Origin of the sequence: Bacillus cereus group sp. MG1 (genome assembly GCF_040460035.1) — a bacterium.
GTDB classification, from domain to species: domain Bacteria; phylum Bacillota; class Bacilli; order Bacillales; family Bacillaceae_G; genus Bacillus_A; species Bacillus_A cereus.
In genome coordinates this window covers 3,469,043-3,489,947 of record NZ_JARVGY010000001.1, presented here as the reverse complement: position 1 = coordinate 3,489,947, position 20,905 = coordinate 3,469,043, and the positions used below count along the sequence as shown (strand labels likewise).

Here is a 20,905-nt window from a genome sequence, read left to right as displayed (position 1 = left end):
TTTTTTAACAACCTTATTTATCCATAACAACAGGAAGCTGGAATGAAACAATCGTTCCTTTTCCAAGTTCACTTTTTATTTCTAATCCAGTTCCGTATAACTGTTTTAATCGTGCATCCGTATTCAATAAACCTATTCCCTGTTTTTGATTCGGTTTTTTCACTAATATTTCTTTTATTTTTTCATCTGACATGCCTATCCCATCATCCGCAATCGAAATGTTTATAAATCCACTCACACTCTCTATTTTTATATGAATGCTTCCACCCTTTGCTTTTTTTAATATACCATGACGCACAGCATTCTCTACTAATGTTTGAATAGAAAACGGTGGTACTACACATTCTATTCCATCTTCGACTTCCAGCACGCTCTGTATTCTCTTTCCAAATCGCTCTCTTTCAATATAAAGGTATGATTGAAGTAAATCTAATTCATGCTGTATAGGTACGGTTTCCGCTAACACTTCTTCACCAAAACTGGCTCTTAAATACGTTCCAAACTCAACAATTAATTTCTCCATCCTAACAATATCAATTTCACCTAATGCAGCAATCGTATTTAGTGTATTAAACAGAAAATGCGGCTGAATTTGCGCCTGAAGCCAAGCACCTTCCATTCTTATTCGCTCATGAATTGATTGCTTTAACTCTGTTAATGCATTAATTCTCACTTTTAATTCCAGTGCATCTATAGGCTTTACAATGTAATCATTCGCCCCAGCAAGAAATCCTGTATAAATATCTTCTGGCTGCGACCTAGCGGTTAACAGTACAATAGGCAACTCTGCAATAGAGTATTGGGTACGAATCATTTTTGTTAATTCATAACCTGACATTTTCGGCATCATCACATCTACTAATATCATATCCCACTCCATATTTAACCGCTCCAAAACCTCTCTTCCGGTTGTTACCGTTTCAAGTTCATATTCATCTTGTGGTAATATACTCTTTAATACTTTTAAATTTATAGGATCATCATCAACAGCAAGAATTCTCCTTCTATTACCGACTCGATTATCCTTCATTTCAACTTGTTTTAATTCCACTACTTTTTCAATTGTTTCTTTTGACACAATTAGCATCTCTTCTCTTTCAGCAAGTGGTAATGTGAATGTAAAAGTAGAGCCTTTGTGTAAAACGGATGTAACAGTAAGTGTTCCCCCGTGCATTTCCACTAATTGTTTACAAATACTTAGCCCAAGTCCAAATCCTCCACTTTCACCATATGAATCACTACCTTGTTCATATGGAAGGAAGATTCGCTTTTGCGCTTCTTTATCAATTCCAATACCAGTATCTGTAACCTGAATAGCCGCGTAATTTTTTCGTTTTTCAACATCAATTGTAATAGCCCCTTCATCCGTAAATTTAACTGCATTATGAAGTAGGTTAAATAAAATTTGAATAAGACGATTTTGGTCAGCTAATACAAATGGAAACCGTTCAGGGATATTCGCGATAATTTGTAATTTCTTTTCTTCTCCAATAAACTTTTGCATATCAATCACCATTGTAATAATTGGTTGCAAATCAACCGGTCTCTTATGAATCGGTATCCCTTTCTGCTCCATTCTTGTAACATCTATTAAATCGTTCAACAAATACGACATACGCCTTCCTATTGTCATTAATAGTTTTAGATGTTGTTTACTTTCACCATTTATCGCTTTCTCTTCATCCATTACACTTTGTGCAATATTCATCATCCCATGTAACGGATTTCTAAGTTCGTGCGCTGTATTTGCTAAAAATTGATCTTTCTTATGATGCTCTTCTTTTAATTTTCCAACCAGTTCACTATTCTCATCACTCGTGCGAAAGAATCGGATAAACCAAAAAGTCGAAAATGATACCATTGCTAAAAAAATATCAAATGGATAAAAATCCGCATCAAATATCCTCGCAAACCCTATGCTATACATGAACGCAAACTCTTTAAAACTCGCACACAATACTCCAGAAGTAGCACTAATCACTGTAAAAAGTAAAAAGATTAAATCATACTTTCCACTTTCCACCACTCGTAAAACAATAATTGCTGTTAAAATGAATGGAATAATAATTGTAAAAAATAATATAAATCCAAAATCTTGCACTAGTCTAGGTGAAGAAAACAATACTACGAAAACATAAATTCCACATAATACGATGGTAAATAAAATAAATTTATTGTCCCCATAACCTCGTAAAAACCTTTTCATATACAGTAAAATAAATAAAGCGAAACCTACAAACGATGTATATATAATTTTCATATATGTTGAAAATTCAAATTCATACAAAGAGAACAAAAAACGTTCATCCGTAATTAAAAATATAATACCTGCAAATATACTACCAAGTGAAAAATATAGAATCTCAACATTTTTCGGCTTCATCACAAAAATGATAAATGCATATATACCATGTAAAAACACTATTGTCGTTGCAATAATTTGCATCATAAGATTGTTAAAGCTATCCTGTACAATAGCATTTTCACTGCCAAAACGCACTCCACCTGTAATCCCGCCATGTTTCGATTCTTGTGTCGTTTTCGTAACAGGAATAAGAAGATTAATTACCCCTTGTTCATTCGCTTTTACCTTTATGACAGTTGGTGTAAGTGAAGTTTTATGTACATCATTCGGTTTAAAAATACTTCCTCTTTCCTGTACAAGTTCTCCATTTACATACAAATCGAACTGATTATGAACACGCTGTATTTTTAAGCCGTAATTTTCATTCGAATTCTTCACTTTGATAGATAGCGCATATGTGCCATATTCTTTTTGATGAGTACGATCAACTCTTTCTTTCCAGTTCCCCGGAACATTAATATATTCATAATCTTTATTATTTTCCTTCATTTGATCCGGGGTAAGTAAAACATTCGGATAAAATTTCCATTCACCATTTAACGTAACTAAATTTTTTTCGCCAAATGTTATATCTGATAAATTTACTATCCCTTCTTCAGCATGTGGTTGATTTATATAAAGAGATTGTTTAAACCAAATGGAACGAAAACCGACAATACAAAGGATAAATAAGAATACTACTATCAATATTTTTCTTTTAGACATACTTATTCCCTCTTTATAAAATTACGGAATCTTTTCAAATATTTACCATAACATATCACACTTTCTTTATCGAGTGAATAATAACTATATTCTAAAAATATTTCCATCACTCGTACTTTAACGTTTTTTCACTTTAAAATAAAGAAACATTCCAATGAAAAATAATAGAACGATTACTATTCCAATCATCCACTTTTCTACTACAAATGGATTCACTTGAGCCACAACTGCTTCCTTTTCTTCCACTTCAAAAGGAACCCGTTCCCCTCGAACTATCAATCTATGTGTATTTACTCCATAAGGTGTGCATGTAACTAACGTAACGTAATCTTTATTTTTCACAACTAATAAATCATTTGTTTCATTTGGTAATACAACTTTTATTTGATCCACCTTATAAGCAAGCACTTTATTTAATGAATGTATGTAAAAAGTATCTCCCTTCTTCACCTTATCCAAGTCCGTAAATAATAAAGCAGAAGGCAAACCACGATGCCCCGTTAAAACAGCATGCGTACTTTCTCCCCCTACTGGCAAAGAAGAAGCATTAATATGTCCTACTCCTCGGCTCAAAACATTTTCAGATGTGCCAGCATAAATTGGAAGCTTTACATCAATTGTAGGAATTTCAATATACCCCATACTCTCACCTACATTTAATACATCTGCATATGAACGTCCACTCTCGTCGCCCCCTTTTTCATTAAATGGATCCGAAAATGACTGTGACGTCGTCTGGACATTTTTATTATATTCATTCGCTTCTTTCTTCCTACGTTCAATTTCTTTTTGCTGTAACTCTTTTACTTTTTTATCATACGAACTAACCGCTGAATAATGAGCTCGTGTTGCTAACCAATTACTAACTGTTGGATATAAGAAAATACAAAGTCCCAATAAAAAAATAGCACCAAATATAATGTTACGTTTCATCATATCCTCCTATAAAGTGAAACTTTAATCAGTGTAGGTTTTGTTCACCCCACTGATTGTTAGCCCTCAAATAACGGGCTAAAATGCCGAAAAAGAGGAAAGGCCTCCCTCTCCTCTTTTCATTACCGTTTAAATCGCTTATTAATTATTTGTTGCTTTTTTTCTAAAGAAAACAAATGCTGCTATTATCATTAATACAAGACCTACTACAGTAAATAAGATTGTACCGATACCACCTGTTGAAGGTAAAATCCATCCACTCTTATTATTTTCTACAGTAAGTGTAACTGTTTTATGATCAGCATCAATCTTTACATGAATTGGCTCTCTTAATTGTTGATAACTACCTGTTGTACCATCTTCTTTTTCATAAGTTGGAGCTTTCGTTTCCACAACTTGATACTCACCGTAAGGTAGCTTATTCCATGTAATTACACCATTTTTATCAGATGTACCTACTACTTTCTTTCCATCGATTTCTACTGGATTTCCTTTTGTATCTTGCAGCGCAAATTCTGCACCTTCTAATTTCTTACCATCCTTCCCATCAACTTTCGTTAATGTAATACCACCAGTCGTTGGAGTAACGATAACTGGTTTTGTTGCCTTCTCACCTGTTACATCATCTTTGTTTTTAAATGTAATTGTTGCCGTATTCGGAATCTCTACTCCTGTTTCTACGCCATCTCTAATTTGTGCTTTAATTTGCAAATGAAACTCTTTTTTGTTATCTAATTTAGAGAAATCTTTTACAGTAGCCGTTACTTTTTGACCGTCTACAACTACTTCTACAACACTTGCATCTACTACTTTACCATCAATTTTTACAACTGGTTGATCTTGAATTTCTAATCGACTATCTAATACATCTGTTACGACATAATATTTATAATCCTTAATATCTTCTGGAATTAGTGTTTTAATATCATAGTTATAATCCGTCTTCGTATTAATTGGTAAATTGTTTAAATCTCCATTAATCTTCTTATCAATTGTTGGTTCTTCATAGTTTTTCACATCAACTTTAACTACTTCACCAGAAGTAACTGTACCATCTTTATTAATTACACCAGATTCTTTAATGAAGAATTCATATTTTTTCGGATCCAACACATAACCATCTAGCGCTTTCGTTTCTAAAAAGTAATACTTCCCGTACGATAAGTTACCGACACGAATTTTACCATTTCCATCTGTCTCCAAACCTTTTTCTAACTCTGTTCCATCTTCTTTATATAAAGAGAATTGAACACCCTTTAACGCTTTATTTTCCACACCAATTTTTGTTAATTCTACTGCACCACGTTTCGTTTCATTTTTCGGATAAATTTTAACATCATATGTTAATACTTTCCCATCTTCACTTGTCATCGGGATATCAACTTTGTATGTTTTTGTGTCTATATTTACATGTGGTGGTCCAGAAATTTCTTTCACTTCGTAACGACCTAGTGGTAAATCGCCAAAAAATGCAATCCCATCCGCATTCGTTTCAACTTCAATTGGAACTCCATTTACTGGTTTGATGTCTTCTTTAACAATTTTCCCATCGTTTGAAATTGTTCCAAATGATTCAACTTGTTTAATTTGATACACAACTCCTGCTAAAGGCTTCGCATCTTTAGGAATTTCTACTCCTTTAGAGCTACTTTCTTTTAAAGCTGGATTATTAAGCGGCTCTTGTTCAAATTTATGGATTGTTAACGTGCCTTTTTTTTCACTTTTCGATTCCGCTTTTATTAACATACTTGGCAATGAAGCAAATGCTAGCAAAAAGATTAAAAACATACTTAAAAATTTTTTCATTTCTCGTTCTCCTCTTCTACCAATTTAATATTCTAGTAATTACTATTTCTCTTATGGAAAAACAAAAATACAACTACAATCATTAAAAAAGTACCAATTAAATAAAATACATTTGTTCCAGCACCGCCTGTGTTTGGAATTTCCCACTCGCTTGTTTTGTTTTCTACTTTTAACGTTTGTGTAGGTGTCGCTGCCGTTACCTCGACCTCAATTGGATCACGGAGCAACATATATCCATTCGGCGCTTTCACTTCTTTAATCGTATATTTTCCAAACGGTAGTTTCTCTAAGCTAGCCTTGCCATTTTCATCTGTAATTAACTTTCCAACTTCTTTTCCTTCTTGGTTAAAAACTTGAAATTCCGCATGTTGCAACTTAATATTTTCATCAGCTGCATCTACCTTTTCAATTTCGATCTTACCTATAGATGGCGGAATAACAACTACTTTATTCGAACTAATTGGCGTATTATCAAATATGAGCTCTGCTATATTTGGCACGCCGCCATTTGCAATATATTTCGCTAACACCTCTACTGGTGTACCTTCTGCTATTTTGCTTTTAATATGCATCGTGTACTTTAAACCAGCTAAATACGCATATGAACCATCTTTCTTCTCTAACTCAATTGTCACTTTCTTTGTTTGCTTATCAATGTTCGGTGTTACTTTTACAACTTCACCTTTTTCATTCATAAGCTTCACATCTAAAATATCTAGAATATCCTCTAAGTCATCTTGTAAGGTAACCTTCTCTAAATTTGCTGTATCATTACCAAATTGATATGCTACATTCCAAGTAAACTCTTCATTTCTCTCTTGCAATGTACCCTTTTCCACTTCTTTCTCATTTTGAGTAGAAACGGTTTTTGTTACTTTCGGTTTTTCCTTCGGAGGAACCACATACACTTCGTTAGATTTCACTGACTTATTATTTAGTACTAACTCTGCTGTATTTGGGATTCCACCTTTTACTATATAACGTGCTAATTCTGATTGATTTACACCATCAGCAATTTTAGATGTAATTTGCACCGTATATACTTCACCTGTTAAATACACATAACTTCCTTCTTGCTTCGGTACTTCAATCATTACCTGTTTCTTAGCAGTATCAATTTTGGGTTTTATATTTACGACTTCACCTTTTTTATTGATGACCTTCACATCTAATATGTCTAAAACATCTTCTAAATCATCTTGTAATACGATAGAATCGTATCCACTTGGTGAACTTCCAAATTCATACTGCACATTCCAAACAAACTTCTCTTTTACATTGGATAATGTAGCCTTTTCCACGTTCTTTTCATCATCATCCGATACAGTCTTGCGTAATTTCGGTTCTTCAATTGGTGGCTTCACAATGACTTTATTAGAAACAACTGGATTGTTATCTATAATGAGCTTTGCCGTATTCGGAACGCCACCTTTATCTAGGTACCCTTTGATCACATCGATATTTGTACCAATCTTTATCTTCGCTTTAATCGTTAATCGATATTGTCCACCAGCTAAATACGCGTACGAATCATTTTGCTTTGGCAACTTATACGTTACAATTGACTTTTCTTTATCTATAACTGGCGCTATATTTACAACTTCGCCTTTTTCATTTACTAATTTCGTCTCTAAAACTTCTAAAATATCTTCCAAATCATCTTGTATAACGATTTCTTGTTTTGACTCCATATCAAATCCAAAGTTGTAATTGACATCATATACAAATTCTTCATGCAATGAATTTAACAATGCCTCATCGACCAGTTTTTGATCTGAATCAGAAACTTTTTTCGTTACCGCCGTATTACACTTAGTAGCATTTTCATTCGGAAGTGCCTTGACGGCTTGAATATCAAACTTTTGATCAAAGAACATAAAATATCCATCCGCAACATTAAATTCTTTCGATTGCGGTGTTTTTTCCTTCACCTTATAAGTGACTTTATACGTTCCTTCTGGCTGTCCGTCTAAATCCCAAATGATCTGATTCCCTTGTATAACAGGCTTTGTATTAACACCATTTGGACCAGACCCTTGCACACCTGTTACGAGCAAATCATTATTAATATTTAAAATCAACTTATCTTTTTCTTTTTTTGTCACTTTTGTAACGGTTTCAATTAAATTTTTTGTAAACTCTTCAATATCATTTGCCAGTACAAACCATTCCGGTTTTGTTGCCATCTTTTTTAACTCTTGCCTTGCATATGGACCTACTTCTTTATCGTACTTAGTATAATATTGGTCAGATGCTGCTAGTATACTTTTATCTTCCCAAAAAGCTGTAACAAGTTTATATCCCGCGTTTTTTATATTTTGAGCCTCTGTAGTTACTTCCTTCAAAGCACCTACATAATCTTGCCCATATTCATTCGACCTATAACCTGTGCCCTGATCCGTTAGTTGATTTGTTAATTTGTAAATATAGCCATCCTTTCGAATGTTAGCAACACCATCTGTAACAAGCAGAAAAACTGTTTCTCGGTCTGGATCATTTTGTCCCTTCGCTTTCTCATACTCAGCTAACGCAAACTGAAGACCACTGGCAGTTGGTGTACCGCTATCTGGAGTTATTTTATTGATGCCATTCTTTGCTGAGGTAAAGTTATTAGTTAATCCTGCTTGCAAGGTTGTTTTAATCCCATTACCTCTACTTTCAAGTACACGACCGTCACTAGCTTTATATCCCTTATAATCTTGATAACTCGTTACCATAATCCGATCCGTCGCAGGATTTAGTTCATCTACGATATTGCTCAATGCTTTTTTCACATTTGGCATTGTGCCTTTGAAACTTCCACTTGCATCTTGCACAATAACAAAATCAACTTTCTTTTGTTTTGGTGCTGGCCACTTAAAACTTAGCTCCCCTTCATGCTCCCTTAAACACATATTCCCTGTCGATTTAGTTGTTACCTTATGCTGCACCGCTTCCACCGTATTAGCAGCAACCGCTATTATCCCTGGGCTAATCACTTGAAATACGAGTAGAAGCAACATAAATAATGTGACGTTCTTCTTCATCGTTCCATCCTCTCACTTAACATAAATTTATCTCGCCTCATTTCCCCCTTTTTCGCTAAATTACTTTTACGCTCAAAGTATAAATTGGGACACTGAACAAAAACTGAACAAAAAATCAAAAAATATAAATATTTAAATAATTTATCGTATATAACAATTAATAAGAATCATTTATAATAGTAATTACAAATAATTACCATGTAATATTTATGGTTATTTATGGAGGAATGAAAAATGTCCTATTTTGTCTAAATATTTATTGGTGATATGACTTGAGTTAAATCATTAAACAAGATTGTAAGAAAGAGGTAATGAACTATGAGGGCAATTATTGTTGATGATGAACCATTAATACTCCAAAGACTTGAAAAGATGTTAAAAGAACTTCAAATTTTTAAAGATATCGTTTGCTTTGATGATTGTGAATCTCTTAGTTTTTATAGTAAAGATCATACAATTGATGTCGCATTTCTTGATATTGAGATACCTGAAAAAAATGGCGTTATGTTAGCCCGCGAACTACAATCAAAACATAAAAATATAAAAATAGTTTTCATTACAGGACACGACCGTTATGCGGTTGAAGCATTTGAAATTTATGCATTGGATTACATTATGAAACCTATTACGAGGGAAAGATTGCATAACACTATTCAACGTCTTATGCAAAGCATGACGATTGAAACAACTAATTCCTCTACAATAGAAACTTCGATACTCAATTGCCTTGGTGAGTTATATTATGTAGATCATGAAAAAGACAAAAAAATCCCCCTAGAAAAATGGCGCACAAAAAAAGCGAAAGAACTATTTTTATTTTTAGTTCATAATCGAAATAAAGTTATTAATAGAGATACTTTAATTGAATTACTCTGGTCAAATACTGATTTAGAACAAGCAAGAGTAAATCTACATTCAGCCATATATCAAATTCGAAGAACCATCCATGCTTACGAAATGAATGTAAACATTACTCGAGTGAATGACGGATATAAACTCGATTTACAAAACATTTTGATTGATGTTGATCTATTCGAACAAGCAGCAGCCGCTCTTCCAAAAGAAATATGTAGCGATACATTAGATAAATACATTGCATGCCTCTCTTTATATACTGGAGATTACCTTATTGATATGGACTATTGGTGGAGCGAAGGAGAAAGAACAAGATTACAAAACTTATATTTTCAACACGCCTTTTCCCTTATTCGTTTTTATATAGAAGGCGCGAGTTACACTGAAGCAATTGATATTTGCATGCGTATGCAATCTATGAATCCATTTGAAGAAAATACGTATCACCATTTAATTTCCTTATACGCTAAAACAGGGAATAAAACAGCTAAACAAAATCAAGAAAAAATGCTACACAAATTATTAAGCGACAGCGAACTTACTATGATATAAAGAATCTCTCAATATAGATTCTTCATTTTTGCCATTCTCAGCTATCCTATGCTACATTTATTCCGGCATATAAATATTGAATAATAAGGCGGAGATAAAATGAATATACCTAAAATCGGAATGATTGGACTTGGAAGTATTGCGCAAAAGGCCTATCTTCCAACACTTACAAAAGAAACTGATTGGAATTTTGTAGGGGCGTTTACACCTAATGCAGAGAAAAGAAAACAAGTTTGCCAGCAATACCGAATTCAAGACTTTCATTCTATTGAAATGTTAGCTTCGGAATGCGATGCAATCTTCGTTCATAGTTCAACTGCATCGCATTATGAAATCGTTTCTGAACTTCTAAAAAAAGGGATCGACGTTTATGTTGATAAACCGCTAGCAGCTACAGTGGAACAAGCTGAGCAACTAGTCGAGTTGAGCGAGAAGTATAACCGAAAATTAATGGTCGGATTTAATCGCAGATTCGTTCCTATGTATGTCGCTGCCAAAGAACAGGCTAATGATATTTCATGGATTCGAATTGAAAAGCATCGTACAAATAAAGTCGGGCCATATACGTACGACTTCACTATGTTAGATGATTATTTACACATTGTAGATACCGCTCGCTGGTTAGCTAATGATGACCTTAACGCCGTTCACAATATGATGCAAATCAATGAAAAGAATGAACTTCTTTACGGACATCATACATATACAACTCCAAGTGGACTGTTACTTTCTACTGCAATGCATCGCCATGCCGGTACTAATTTAGAACAAATTGAACTTGTAACGCCAGGGAAAATCATTCGCGTAAAAAATATGAATACATTTGAAATTGAACAGGAAAACTCAGTTTCACAAAGTGGTTCCCCATCATGGGATACGACGTTAAAACAACGTGGTTTTGAAGATGCTGTTCATCATTTTATTGAGTGTGTACAAGGCGATACAAAGCCCGTTGTAGATGGATTAGAAGGATTAAAAACACAGCAAATGCTACAATCTTTACTAGATGATGTAAACAAAAATTAAAACAGATACATTTTTCAGAATTTACTTTCATTCCCATTCCCTCTTTATTTCTCTCGTAAATTTCTATAGAATATGTTGATAGGAATTATAAATTTCATAATGAATCGTGGAAAGGATGGGATTAACACATGTGGAACGAGTTTAAAAAATTCGCTTTCAAAGGGAATGTCGTTGATTTAGCTGTCGGGGTTGTAATCGGTGCTGCATTCGGTAAAATCGTTAGTTCTTTAGTAAAAGATATCATCACACCATTACTTGGTATGGTATTAGGTGGCGTTGACTTTACAGATTTACACTTTGGATACGGTAAATCTGCTGTTATGTATGGTAACTTCATCCAAACAATTTTTGACTTCTTAATTATCGCAGCTTCTATCTTTATGTTTGTTAAAGTTTTCAACAAACTAACATCTAAAAAAGAAGAAGAAGAAAAAGAGGAAGAAATTCCAGAACCAACAAAAGAAGAAGTTCTTCTTGGCGAAATTCGCGACTTACTAAAACAGCAAAACTCTTCTAAAGATAGAGCATAATTGAACGGATAAAAAGGCATGTCCCTCGGGACATGCCTTTTCTATATGCTATAACGTTTCCGAATTCATATGAATAAATAAAATAATACCAGCAACCATAAGTACCATAATGCTACCTGCAAATAGTGTAATACCAATAAACATTAAACTTGTGCTCATATCTACTGATACACTTTCAATAAAAATAGAAATTACATACGTGATAAGGGCAATTCCTGCAAGAATACTTCCTGGAACAAATCGCTTTAAACCATTTTGTTTTAACGTCATATATGCAAAAATAGCAGTCATACAAAGCGTAATTATCCAAAGAACGATCATCTCTTTTCCCCCCTCACAAGCCTTTTCTTTCTATTATACATGACATTGCCCTATAATAGTTAAATTTGCACTTATGTGACATATAACAAGGAATAGCCCCATCTATAGCGAAGGCATTATAACATACACTTATACAATAAGGAGGCTTTCATTTGGACTATACTACTACATGTAAATTAGAGCTATCCGAACGATTCGATTATGTTACGATTGACTTAGACAAACAGTTTTTTTACATAGAAGTTGTAAATTTACAAAGTAATATAACTGTACTAAAAATATCAATTAACTTGCAAAAAGACGAAACGATGGTAGAGGGAAATATAATTCATTATGATACTTTGCACGTAGATGCATTATTACAAGGATTGAAATATGTTGCTCGAACATGTATTGATCGCAATTTAAAAAACCAAAAGGAACTGTTCGCATTTTTAGAAGAAAATTAGCCCCACTAAAAATGGTTATTTTTTCTTTTTATTGATATAATTGTTATAGAGAAATATTCTTTGTAAGGGAGTGTTCATAATGATTTGGATTTCACTAATCGTATTAGCTTATTTCATCATTCTCGTCCCAATACAGTACAACTACATTAAAATGCTCAAAGAAAAACAGAAAAAATTGAGTGTCTCACAAAACGAACTATATGATAACATGTCTTATGAAGAATCCCAAGTACATTACCATTATCAAAGTAACGTATTTACAATACCTGCTTCGCTTGTCGCAAGTATTATTTATAAAGTGAAACATGCAGCATAATATGTACGCTGTAAAATTATTGTTTGAATCTGTTCATTGTAGTGAGCCTGATCCTACGAAAATTGATGAGCATTATGAAGAGAATCACGATACACTTTTTGAAGAAAGTATTATTCTTGTTAAAGCAAACAATTTAGAAGATGCTCACGAACTTGGTAAAAAAATTGCTATGCAATCTGAAGATACGTACGATAATATGTACGGTAAGCAAATAACGTGGAAGTTCCGAAAAGTGTTGCATGTGTTTGAATTAGACGATACACCATTTGAAACCGGAAAAGAACTGTACGCAAGATTTTTACACGTTAAGAAAGACGAAATGGTAAATGCAGTCGTACAAAAATACTATCCTGAATACGAATAAAAGCTCACAGCAATCGCTGTGAGCTTTTTTATACTTACTTCGTTGAATCTCTAAATTGGATACGGTGAGGTAAGATAACAGTGTGATCTTCCACTTTTTCTTTGTTCATATACTTTGTTAATAGACGCATTGCTACTGCACCGATATCATACATCGGTTGAACAACTGTTGAAAGCTGCGGACGAACCATTAATGCAAGACGTGTGTTATCGAAACCAAGTACTTCTACGTCAGTTGGTACGTTTAATCCAGCGTCTTGTGCTGCATGGATTACACCTAGTGCCATTTCATCAGAAGATACGAAGATTGCTGTTGGCTTTTCATCATTGCTCCAAAGCTTTTCGAATGCTTCGATACCTGAGTCATATGTGTAATCTCCATCGATTACAAGATTTTCATCATATGAAATACCAGCTTCTTCTAAAGCTTTTTTATAACCTTGTAACTTCTTCGCACTTCCCGCTTTATCAATGAAAGGACCAGAGACGAAACCGATACGTTTATGTCCTTGCTCGATAAAGTGCTTCATTGCATCATAAGCTGCTTGTGTATAATCAATATTTACTGATGGCGTTTCATTTTGCTCATCAAATGACGCTGCTAATACAATTGGTACTGGAGATTTTTTAAATTCTTCAATGTGAATGTCTGTAATATCTTCACCCATGAAAACAATTCCGTCCACTTGTTTTCCAAGCATCGTATTTAATAAATGGAACTCTTTCTCTTTGTTTTGATCAGAGTTACTTAAAATGATGTTATATTTGTACATTGTTGCGATATCTTCAATTCCACGTGCAAGTTCTGCATAAAACGTATTTGAGATATCAGGAATAATAACACCTACTGTAGTTGTCTTCTTACTTGCTAGTCCACGTGCTACCGCATTCGGGCGGTATCCTAAACGATCAATTGCTTCTAATACTTTCTTTCTTGTTGTAGGCTTTACATTTGGGTTACCGTTCACAACACGAGATACGGTAGCCATTGAAACGTTTGCTTCGCGCGCTACATCATAGATTGTTACGTTCATCTCATCGCACACTCCTTCTATTTTTGTTATCTATTTTTATGTATCGGTTACTTGAATGAAAAAAAGACATCAACTCTATTTGCAGATGCCACCAATCGTCCCGAGTTCTTCCTTTTACTAATGATACGATAAAAACGCAGGCTCATACAATATTTTCCCGCAAAAGTTTCGAAAAAATTCGCTTCTTTTCTCGTATTTTCGTATTTTTTATGAAAAAAGGGCATTTTTTGTAAAAAAATAGATGTTTCCTAAGTAGAAATCTTATTTTAAGCAGTACGATAGTAAATGAAATTTATATCGGCGATTTTTCGAATATATCGACTGTAACTCGAAATATATCAGCGATTTTCCAAATATATCGACCGCAACTCTAATTATAGCAGCGATTTTTTAAATATATCAACTTACCAACAAAAATCGACAATGACAGTCGCTATACAATAAGAGAAAGCTGTTCCAAAATCCCTTTTTGGAACAGCTCATTAAAAGTTTTTATAATTTACTTCCAAATGATTTTAATTCATTCATAAAATCATTGAACTGCGGTATATTCATTTGCTGCGCCGCATCTGATAAAGCTACAGCTGGATCTGGATGTACTTCAGCCATAATTGCATCTGCACCAATTGCCATCGCTGCTTTTGCAGTTGGTAAGAGAAGGTCACGTCGCCCTGTAGAATGCGTTACATCGACAACGACAGGTAAATGTGTTTCTTTCTTTAAAATCGGCACAGCGGAAATATCAAGCGTATTACGCGTCGCTCTTTCATACGTGCGAATACCTCGTTCACATAAAATAATGTTCCCATTTCCCTTTGCCATAATATATTCTGCCGCATTAATGAATTCTTCAATCGTTGCTGATAGACCACGTTTTAATAATACTGGTTTATTTACAGCACCAGCTGCCCTTAGCAAATCAAAGTTTTGCATATTGCGAGCACCAATTTGAATAACATCAACGTAATCTAATGACATCTCAATATCATTCGGATTTAAAATTTCACTAATAACAGCCAAATCATATTCATCTGCTACCTGGCGCAAAATTTGTAATCCCTCTAACCCAAGACCTTGAAAATCATACGGTGAAGTACGTGGTTTGAACGCACCACCACGCATTAATTTCAGACCTTGCTCTTTCATTGCTTCAGCAACTTGACGTACTTGTTCATAACTTTCCACTGCACACGGTCCCATAATAAAATGCTGATTTCCGTCACCAATTTTTTCACCTTTAATTTCAACAATCGTATCTTCTGTTTTTTTCTTACGAGAAACAAGTAATGCTTTACGATGATCATCTTCTTGTAATTCTAAACCAGCTTGAAAAATTTGTTTGAAAATATGTTGTAAAGTCGAAGTTTCAAATGGACCATTATTATTCTCTGCAATTAAATCCAGCATATTTCTTTCACGTACAGGATCAAAACGTTTCACACCTTGTACTTCTTTTAAATTACCAACTTCTTGTACGAGACGACCTCTTTCGTTTAGTAACTCTAATATTTGTAAATTAAGTTGATCAATTTCAGAACGTAAACGACCTAATTGTTGTGATGCCATAAGAAAGCCACCTCTTTCAAATTCCTATATGTTACTTTTTTAAGATAACTTATTATAGCTGATACATATACGATTGTCACACGATATACAGCAATGAATTACCATCAAAAAACGTTGTATATTTTCATTTAAAATAAAAAAAGACAGTTTACATACTGTCTTTTTTACAAGAAGGAAACAAACGGTTTATCACTGTTTTTCTCTTTTATAATCACAGCCTCGATTTTACTTTCGGACTTGATCTGTAATTGTACTTTCGCATCTTTAGGCAATTTGTCTAACATACCTTGCGCAGCCAATTGGGTAAGAGCCATTAATTCTGTTTTACCGTTATATTTAATAACAATATTCATATTTAATGTATCCATTTGATCTTTCTTATAAGAAACTTTAGCGTTGACTGGAATAAAATCTCCATTAGAAAAACCTTTTATTTCCTTAGCAAAGTTATTTATTTTTGTATTATCTTCTCCATGTGCTTGTGTAAATTCATCAGAAGGATATGAATACGACTTTTCATCAATTGTACTCCAATTTCCAAGGTTCGTATCATTCTTTTGAACAGTAGCACTAGCAATATACGTACCATTTTTTAAAGAACTAGTACTTTCTTGCTTAAAGATAGCAAACGTAATTGGAGATTTGTTATACTTATCATTTTTGTTAATAGCTTCAATAAGTTGTTTAGCAACTTCAGACCCTTTAGACATAGCTTCTTCATTCGATACACTTGAAGACATAGCTAAGCCAATCATAACACCAGATAAACTTAGTTCATTTGAATTCTGTTTTCCGAAATAGTCTTGTTCTATAATATTCGTCAAAACTGGCGCTTCTACTTTCGCAACTAGTTCATCAATTAGTTTCTCTGGAATATACTGGTTTAATTGCAGTACGTGACTCTCTGTATCAAATTGCTGCTTTGCAATATTTATTAAACCATTTTCATACTCTGCTAAATCTAATTTAGAATTTGTTTTTATATTAGCTGTATTAATAACCTTTTGTTCTTTTAAAGGAATAACAGTTCTATAATAATCTTTAGAAACAGCAGTTCTCGGAATCATACTTTTTTCTTTTGTATCTTTTTGTATAACTTCATCCTTCTTACTAATCGTATTACTATTGTTACTACAAGCTCCCAGTAATAAACTTACGACTGCGAAGGATAATGCCATTTTCTTCATTACTTAAAACCTACTTTCAACAATCTAGTTATTTAGTTTGAACTATTAATAGTGTACCACTAAATATATTTCAACAAAAACAAAAAAAAGAAGCAAGCACCTTTAGCTTGCTTCTTTTTACTTTATATTCTCTTCTAAAGCATCTTTTTTAATATTCCAATGAGATGTATTCCATACTACCATCCCATCTTTTATGTATAGCACTTGCGGTGATTCATGTCTAATACTGTATTGTTCTGCAACACGATTTGACACATCTCTCGCATCTTGTACGTATAAGTAATACGCTGGCACTTCTCTTTCTTCGCTGCAATACGCTTGAAATTCTGTGTATGCACCGTGACTAATCGGGCATGTCGTACTATGTTTAAAAAGAACATACGGCTCGTTCTTTTCTACTAAGACTTCAAGCTCTTCAATTGTTTCAAGTTTTGTCATATTCATCACGATTCACCTCTCATACGAAATCTAGAGCGCTTCTCTTTCTTTTCAGCTTTTTTCTCAATTCTTTCTAATTTACGCTCTTCTTTTTCAACCTTCTTCTCTTGTCTCGACGCACGGTAATGATTGTATACTTCAATCGCCGCACTGCTCCACTGTACAACTTGCGCTACTTTATCAGCGTTATTTTCAATTTCGTCCGTTACAGAGTCCGATACATTACGAAGCTTCGTATTTAAAGATTGGATTGTCGTTCCAATCCCATCTACACCCGCTACCACTTTATTTAATGACTGTGACTTCTGTTGAATATCATCAGCTAACGCATTCGTTTTATGTAATAATTGCTCTGTCTCTACGCTAATTCCTTGCATTTGCTTTTCTAAACCTTCTAACGTGCTTGCAACGTTTTCCAACGTCTTCTGAACCGATAACAACGTTCTGCATACATACACTACTAATACTGCGAAAGCAACCGCGATAATAGCCGCACTTACATATAAAAGAACTTGCATTTCATCACTTCCTTTATCTTTTTCATACTTTCCCCTATTATACAATCATTTTCCGTTTCATTCTAATCCCTATCTCATCATTAGAATTTTCATACTTATTCGTTAACTGTAACATAAATCATTCAACAAATTCCACTAAGTAGGTTACAATAGGAGAGGATACATAATTAGTAGGGAGGCTTTACATATGAAAGATCCACGTATTGAAAAGTTAGCATACAATTTAATTAACTACTCTATCCGCTTACAAAAAGGTGAAAAAGTATTAATTGAAAACTTTGGCTTACAAAAAGAACTTGTAACTGCACTTGTAAAAGAAGCATATGCAGCTGGTGGTTTCCCATTCGTCTCTTTAAAAGATCATCAAGTAGATCGCTCTTTATTAATGGGTGCTACTGAAGAACATTTCGAACAAATCGCTGCATATGAAGCAAGCGTAATGAAAGACATGGACGCTTATATCGGCCTTCGCTCTGGTGATAATATTAATGAACAAGCTGATGTTCCAAGTGAGCGTATGAAAGTTCATGGCCAAACAGTTGGTAAAAAAGTTCATAGAGACATTCGCGTTCCAAAAACACGCTGGGTTGTTCTTCGCTACCCAAATGCTTCTATGGCACAGCTTGCTAAAATGAGTACAGAAGCTTTCGAAGACTTCTACTTCGAAGTATGTAACTTAGACTACGGTAAAATGGATAAGGCAATGGATAGCCTTGTTACATTAATGAATAAAACAGATAAAGTTCGTTTAACTGGTCCTGGAACTGACTTAACATTCTCTATTAAAGACATTCCAGCAATTAAATGCTCAGGTCATTTAAACATTCCAGACGGTGAAGTATACTCTGCACCAGTTCGTGATTCTGTTAACGGTACAGTTTCTTACAACACACCATCTCCTTACAACGGTTATACATTTGAAAATGTACAACTTAAGTTTGAGAACGGTCAAATCGTTGAAGCAACTGCAAACGATACAGAGCGCATTAACAAAATCTTCGATACAGACGAAGGCGCACGCTACGTTGGTGAGTTCGCAATTGGCGTAAACCCATACATCTTACATCCAATGGGAGACATCCTATTCGATGAAAAAATCGATGGCAGCTTCCACTTCACTCCTGGACAAGCTTACGACGATGCATGGAACGGCAACAACTCGAACATCCACTGGGATTTAGTATGCATCCAACGCCCTGAATACGGCGGCGGCGAAATTTACTTCGACGACGTACTAATCCGTAAAGACGGACGCTTCGTTGTACCTGAACTAGAAGCTTTAAACCCAGAGAACTTAAAATAATAATAAAAACGCTCGGAATTTTCGCCGAGCGTTTTTATTTCTTTCCTACCATTTCTATTTTCACATGTGGATTTTCTTTCTCTATAAGCCCCAAGAATTCATCCATATTTTGCGGCATCGCAACCATATGTACTTTATATGCATTCGTCGTAATTTCAAGAGACTTTCCGACCTGACGTATAATTCTCACATCTTTTAATACAATATCATCATTTAAAATACCGTACTTTAATACGCCATTTTCTACTTTATGTTTTTTAATAAATACTTCCCAAACGAGTGGTACATTTACAATGAAGCATAAACCCATCCCAATCAACGCTGACATCCAATGCGCTTTATTGGTGAAAAGCATGACAATTGGATATATAAACATAAACGCTAACGTAAGACAAACGAAAATGACTACTGACTTACTTCTTTGAATTGGAAAGTTCATACCTACACCCCCTAACCCAAATTATACCACTATTTCCATTTTGCTTCATAGAAAAAGGCCATTTCTAAATGACCTTTTTCACAATGTACCTATAAAATTTCTTATCTACCTGTAGCACCGGAAAGTTTTTCGGCAACTCGTCTATACTCACACTTTCAAAACCATTCTTTTCATAAAAACGATGTGCCGCTAAAAATTTTACTGTTGTTCCTAAGTAAATATCTTTCAATTTTTTATCCTCAGCCCATGAAATTGCTGTTTGAAGCAACATATGTGATGCGCCCCATTCTTTTCCGCGAAACTCTTTCTTCACGAACATTTTTCTTAACGCTACTTGATGATTCTCAATATCTAATAAAGCTACTGTTCCAACTACTTTACCATCATAAATTGCTATCCAAAAGTTTCCGTAATCCTTTTGATAGAATGTTTCTATTTCAAGTAAATCAGGTTGCTCTTCTTTCGTAATTGAAACATTATACTCTTTTTGCTGAATATGAACGATAAGATCTACTACTTCCTCTTGAAACGTACTTTCATACGGAATAATGCGTATCTTCTCGTTCATCGAATCTCCTTCCACTCTGAAGCTAGTAAACTATATACAGCGATATCGTGAAAATGATCATATAGCCATTCATCATCTCTTAAAATGCCATCTAACTTAAATCCTAAACGTTCTGGAATAGCGCGGCTTTTCACATTTTCAACACCGCATCTAATTTCCATTTTATTTAATTTTAAATTCTCAAATGCATAGTGAAGTACAGCCTTCACACTACGCGTCATAATACCTTTCCCGCCAGCATCTTCTGCAAGATAATACCCAAGACTCGTCGCTTTCTTCCCCCAGCTCACTGGATGAATACCTACCATCCCAACGAGCTTTCCTTTGTAACGTATGCCACTTTCAAAACCATCTCCCTCTGCAAATTTCTTTAACCACATCGGAAAAATCTCATCATAAGCATCAGCAGATTTCGTCCCATCTACCCAAGGGAGCCATTTTCGTAAATGATTACGGTTTTGATCTAATAATTGATATAATTCCTCTTTATGATGTTTTTCTAGTAATTGTAGTTCGATTTCGTCATCTACTCGGAGTGTGAACATGTTTTTTAGTCCCCTTTTTAGTTTTCTTATTATTCTAACACTTATATTTCAAAACGCGTA

General features: G+C 34.3%; 20 protein-coding genes. 7 read left to right on the top strand and 13 right to left on the bottom strand.

Going from position 1 to position 20,905, the window contains the following annotated elements:
* Positions 1–13: 13 nt before the first annotated feature.
* The 4 genes from QCI79_RS18330 to QCI79_RS18315 all read right to left on the bottom strand — a co-directional run bounded on the left by QCI79_RS18330 (position 14) and on the right by QCI79_RS18315 (position 8,835).
* A complete protein-coding gene (locus tag QCI79_RS18330; RefSeq protein ID WP_000044276.1) occupies positions 14–3,070 on the bottom strand; it encodes a hybrid sensor histidine kinase/response regulator in 3,057 nt (1,018 codons plus the stop codon).
* A 117-nt stretch (positions 3,071–3,187) separates the two neighbouring features.
* Positions 3,188–4,003: a class C sortase gene (locus tag QCI79_RS18325; protein ID WP_000827772.1), complete on the bottom strand. Its 816-nt coding sequence runs from the start codon at positions 4,001–4,003 to the stop codon at positions 3,188–3,190.
* A gap of 141 nt (positions 4,004–4,144) precedes the next feature.
* A complete protein-coding gene (locus tag QCI79_RS18320; RefSeq protein WP_000714168.1) occupies positions 4,145–5,809 on the bottom strand; it encodes a SpaH/EbpB family LPXTG-anchored major pilin in 1,665 nt (554 codons plus the stop codon).
* 32 nt (positions 5,810–5,841) lie between these two features.
* Positions 5,842–8,835, bottom strand: coding sequence for an isopeptide-forming domain-containing fimbrial protein (locus tag QCI79_RS18315; RefSeq protein WP_021728736.1), 2,994 nt, complete (start codon positions 8,833–8,835; stop codon positions 5,842–5,844).
* A gap of 318 nt (positions 8,836–9,153) precedes the next feature.
* On the opposite strand from QCI79_RS18315, the gene QCI79_RS18310 reads away from it, so the two are divergent.
* The 3 genes from QCI79_RS18310 to mscL all read left to right on the top strand — a co-directional run bounded on the left by QCI79_RS18310 (position 9,154) and on the right by mscL (position 11,798).
* Positions 9,154–10,242, top strand: a complete 1,089-nt coding sequence (locus tag QCI79_RS18310) for a response regulator (protein WP_001201607.1) — start codon at positions 9,154–9,156, stop codon at positions 10,240–10,242.
* A gap of 99 nt (positions 10,243–10,341) precedes the next feature.
* Positions 10,342–11,268, top strand: coding sequence for a Gfo/Idh/MocA family protein (locus QCI79_RS18305; protein WP_001025050.1), 927 nt, complete (start codon positions 10,342–10,344; stop codon positions 11,266–11,268).
* 128 nt (positions 11,269–11,396) lie between these two features.
* On the top strand, positions 11,397–11,798 hold the full coding sequence (gene mscL, locus QCI79_RS18300) for a large conductance mechanosensitive channel protein MscL (RefSeq protein ID WP_000267010.1): 402 nt from the start codon (positions 11,397–11,399) through the stop codon (positions 11,796–11,798).
* 48 nt (positions 11,799–11,846) lie between these two features.
* Here the strand turns inward: mscL and QCI79_RS18295 are convergent, their stop codons facing one another.
* Positions 11,847–12,119: a DUF3917 domain-containing protein gene (locus tag QCI79_RS18295; RefSeq protein ID WP_000636589.1), complete on the bottom strand. Its 273-nt coding sequence runs from the start codon at positions 12,117–12,119 to the stop codon at positions 11,847–11,849.
* 152 nt (positions 12,120–12,271) lie between these two features.
* Here QCI79_RS18295 and dhp61 point away from each other — a divergent pair, with 152 nt between their 5' ends.
* The 3 genes from dhp61 (at position 12,272) to QCI79_RS18280 (ending at position 13,248) form a co-directional block, all read left to right on the top strand.
* Positions 12,272–12,568, top strand: coding sequence for a protein Dhp61 (gene dhp61, locus QCI79_RS18290; RefSeq protein WP_000386755.1), 297 nt, complete (start codon positions 12,272–12,274; stop codon positions 12,566–12,568).
* A 79-nt stretch (positions 12,569–12,647) separates the two neighbouring features.
* The gene (locus tag QCI79_RS18285; protein WP_000637897.1) at positions 12,648–12,884 is read left to right on the top strand and encodes a DUF3949 domain-containing protein; all 237 of its coding nucleotides are present in this window, start codon (positions 12,648–12,650) and stop codon (positions 12,882–12,884) included.
* A 1-nt stretch (position 12,885) separates the two neighbouring features.
* Positions 12,886–13,248, top strand: a complete 363-nt coding sequence (locus tag QCI79_RS18280) for a DUF4288 domain-containing protein (RefSeq protein WP_023901177.1) — start codon at positions 12,886–12,888, stop codon at positions 13,246–13,248.
* A 34-nt stretch (positions 13,249–13,282) separates the two neighbouring features.
* On the opposite strand, the gene ccpA is transcribed toward QCI79_RS18280, so the two are convergent.
* The 5 genes from ccpA to QCI79_RS18255 all read right to left on the bottom strand — a co-directional run bounded on the left by ccpA (position 13,283) and on the right by QCI79_RS18255 (position 17,990).
* A complete protein-coding gene (ccpA, locus tag QCI79_RS18275; protein ID WP_001103297.1) occupies positions 13,283–14,281 on the bottom strand; it encodes a catabolite control protein A in 999 nt (332 codons plus the stop codon).
* A gap of 492 nt (positions 14,282–14,773) precedes the next feature.
* Entirely contained in the window at positions 14,774–15,847 is a 1,074-nt protein-coding gene (locus QCI79_RS18270; protein ID WP_000168203.1) for a bifunctional 3-deoxy-7-phosphoheptulonate synthase/chorismate mutase, read from the bottom strand.
* A gap of 164 nt (positions 15,848–16,011) precedes the next feature.
* On the bottom strand, positions 16,012–17,034 hold the full coding sequence (locus QCI79_RS18265) for a CamS family sex pheromone protein (RefSeq protein WP_021728734.1): 1,023 nt from the start codon (positions 17,032–17,034) through the stop codon (positions 16,012–16,014).
* A gap of 117 nt (positions 17,035–17,151) precedes the next feature.
* Positions 17,152–17,478 (bottom strand): bacillithiol system redox-active protein YtxJ, encoded by a 327-nt coding sequence (gene ytxJ, locus QCI79_RS18260; RefSeq protein ID WP_001057469.1) that lies wholly within the window; start codon positions 17,476–17,478, stop codon positions 17,152–17,154.
* Entirely contained in the window at positions 17,478–17,990 is a 513-nt protein-coding gene (locus QCI79_RS18255; protein ID WP_001197720.1) for a DUF948 domain-containing protein, read from the bottom strand. Before QCI79_RS18255 ends, ytxJ begins: the two co-directional genes overlap by 1 nt.
* 187 nt (positions 17,991–18,177) lie before the next feature.
* Between QCI79_RS18255 and QCI79_RS18250 the strand changes: the two genes are divergently transcribed.
* Entirely contained in the window at positions 18,178–19,293 is a 1,116-nt protein-coding gene (locus tag QCI79_RS18250) for an aminopeptidase (RefSeq protein ID WP_000654731.1), read from the top strand.
* A gap of 34 nt (positions 19,294–19,327) precedes the next feature.
* On the opposite strand, the gene QCI79_RS18245 is transcribed toward QCI79_RS18250, so the two are convergent.
* The 3 genes from QCI79_RS18245 to QCI79_RS18235 form a co-directional block, all read right to left on the bottom strand.
* Positions 19,328–19,732, bottom strand: coding sequence for a PH domain-containing protein (locus tag QCI79_RS18245; RefSeq protein ID WP_001010629.1), 405 nt, complete (start codon positions 19,730–19,732; stop codon positions 19,328–19,330).
* 64 nt (positions 19,733–19,796) lie between these two features.
* On the bottom strand, positions 19,797–20,300 hold the full coding sequence (locus tag QCI79_RS18240) for a GNAT family N-acetyltransferase (RefSeq protein ID WP_001003150.1): 504 nt from the start codon (positions 20,298–20,300) through the stop codon (positions 19,797–19,799).
* Positions 20,297–20,845, bottom strand: a complete 549-nt coding sequence (locus QCI79_RS18235; RefSeq protein ID WP_000494682.1) for a GNAT family N-acetyltransferase — start codon at positions 20,843–20,845, stop codon at positions 20,297–20,299. The genes QCI79_RS18240 and QCI79_RS18235 overlap by 4 nt, the downstream gene beginning before the upstream one ends.
* Positions 20,846–20,905 lie beyond the last annotated feature (60 nt).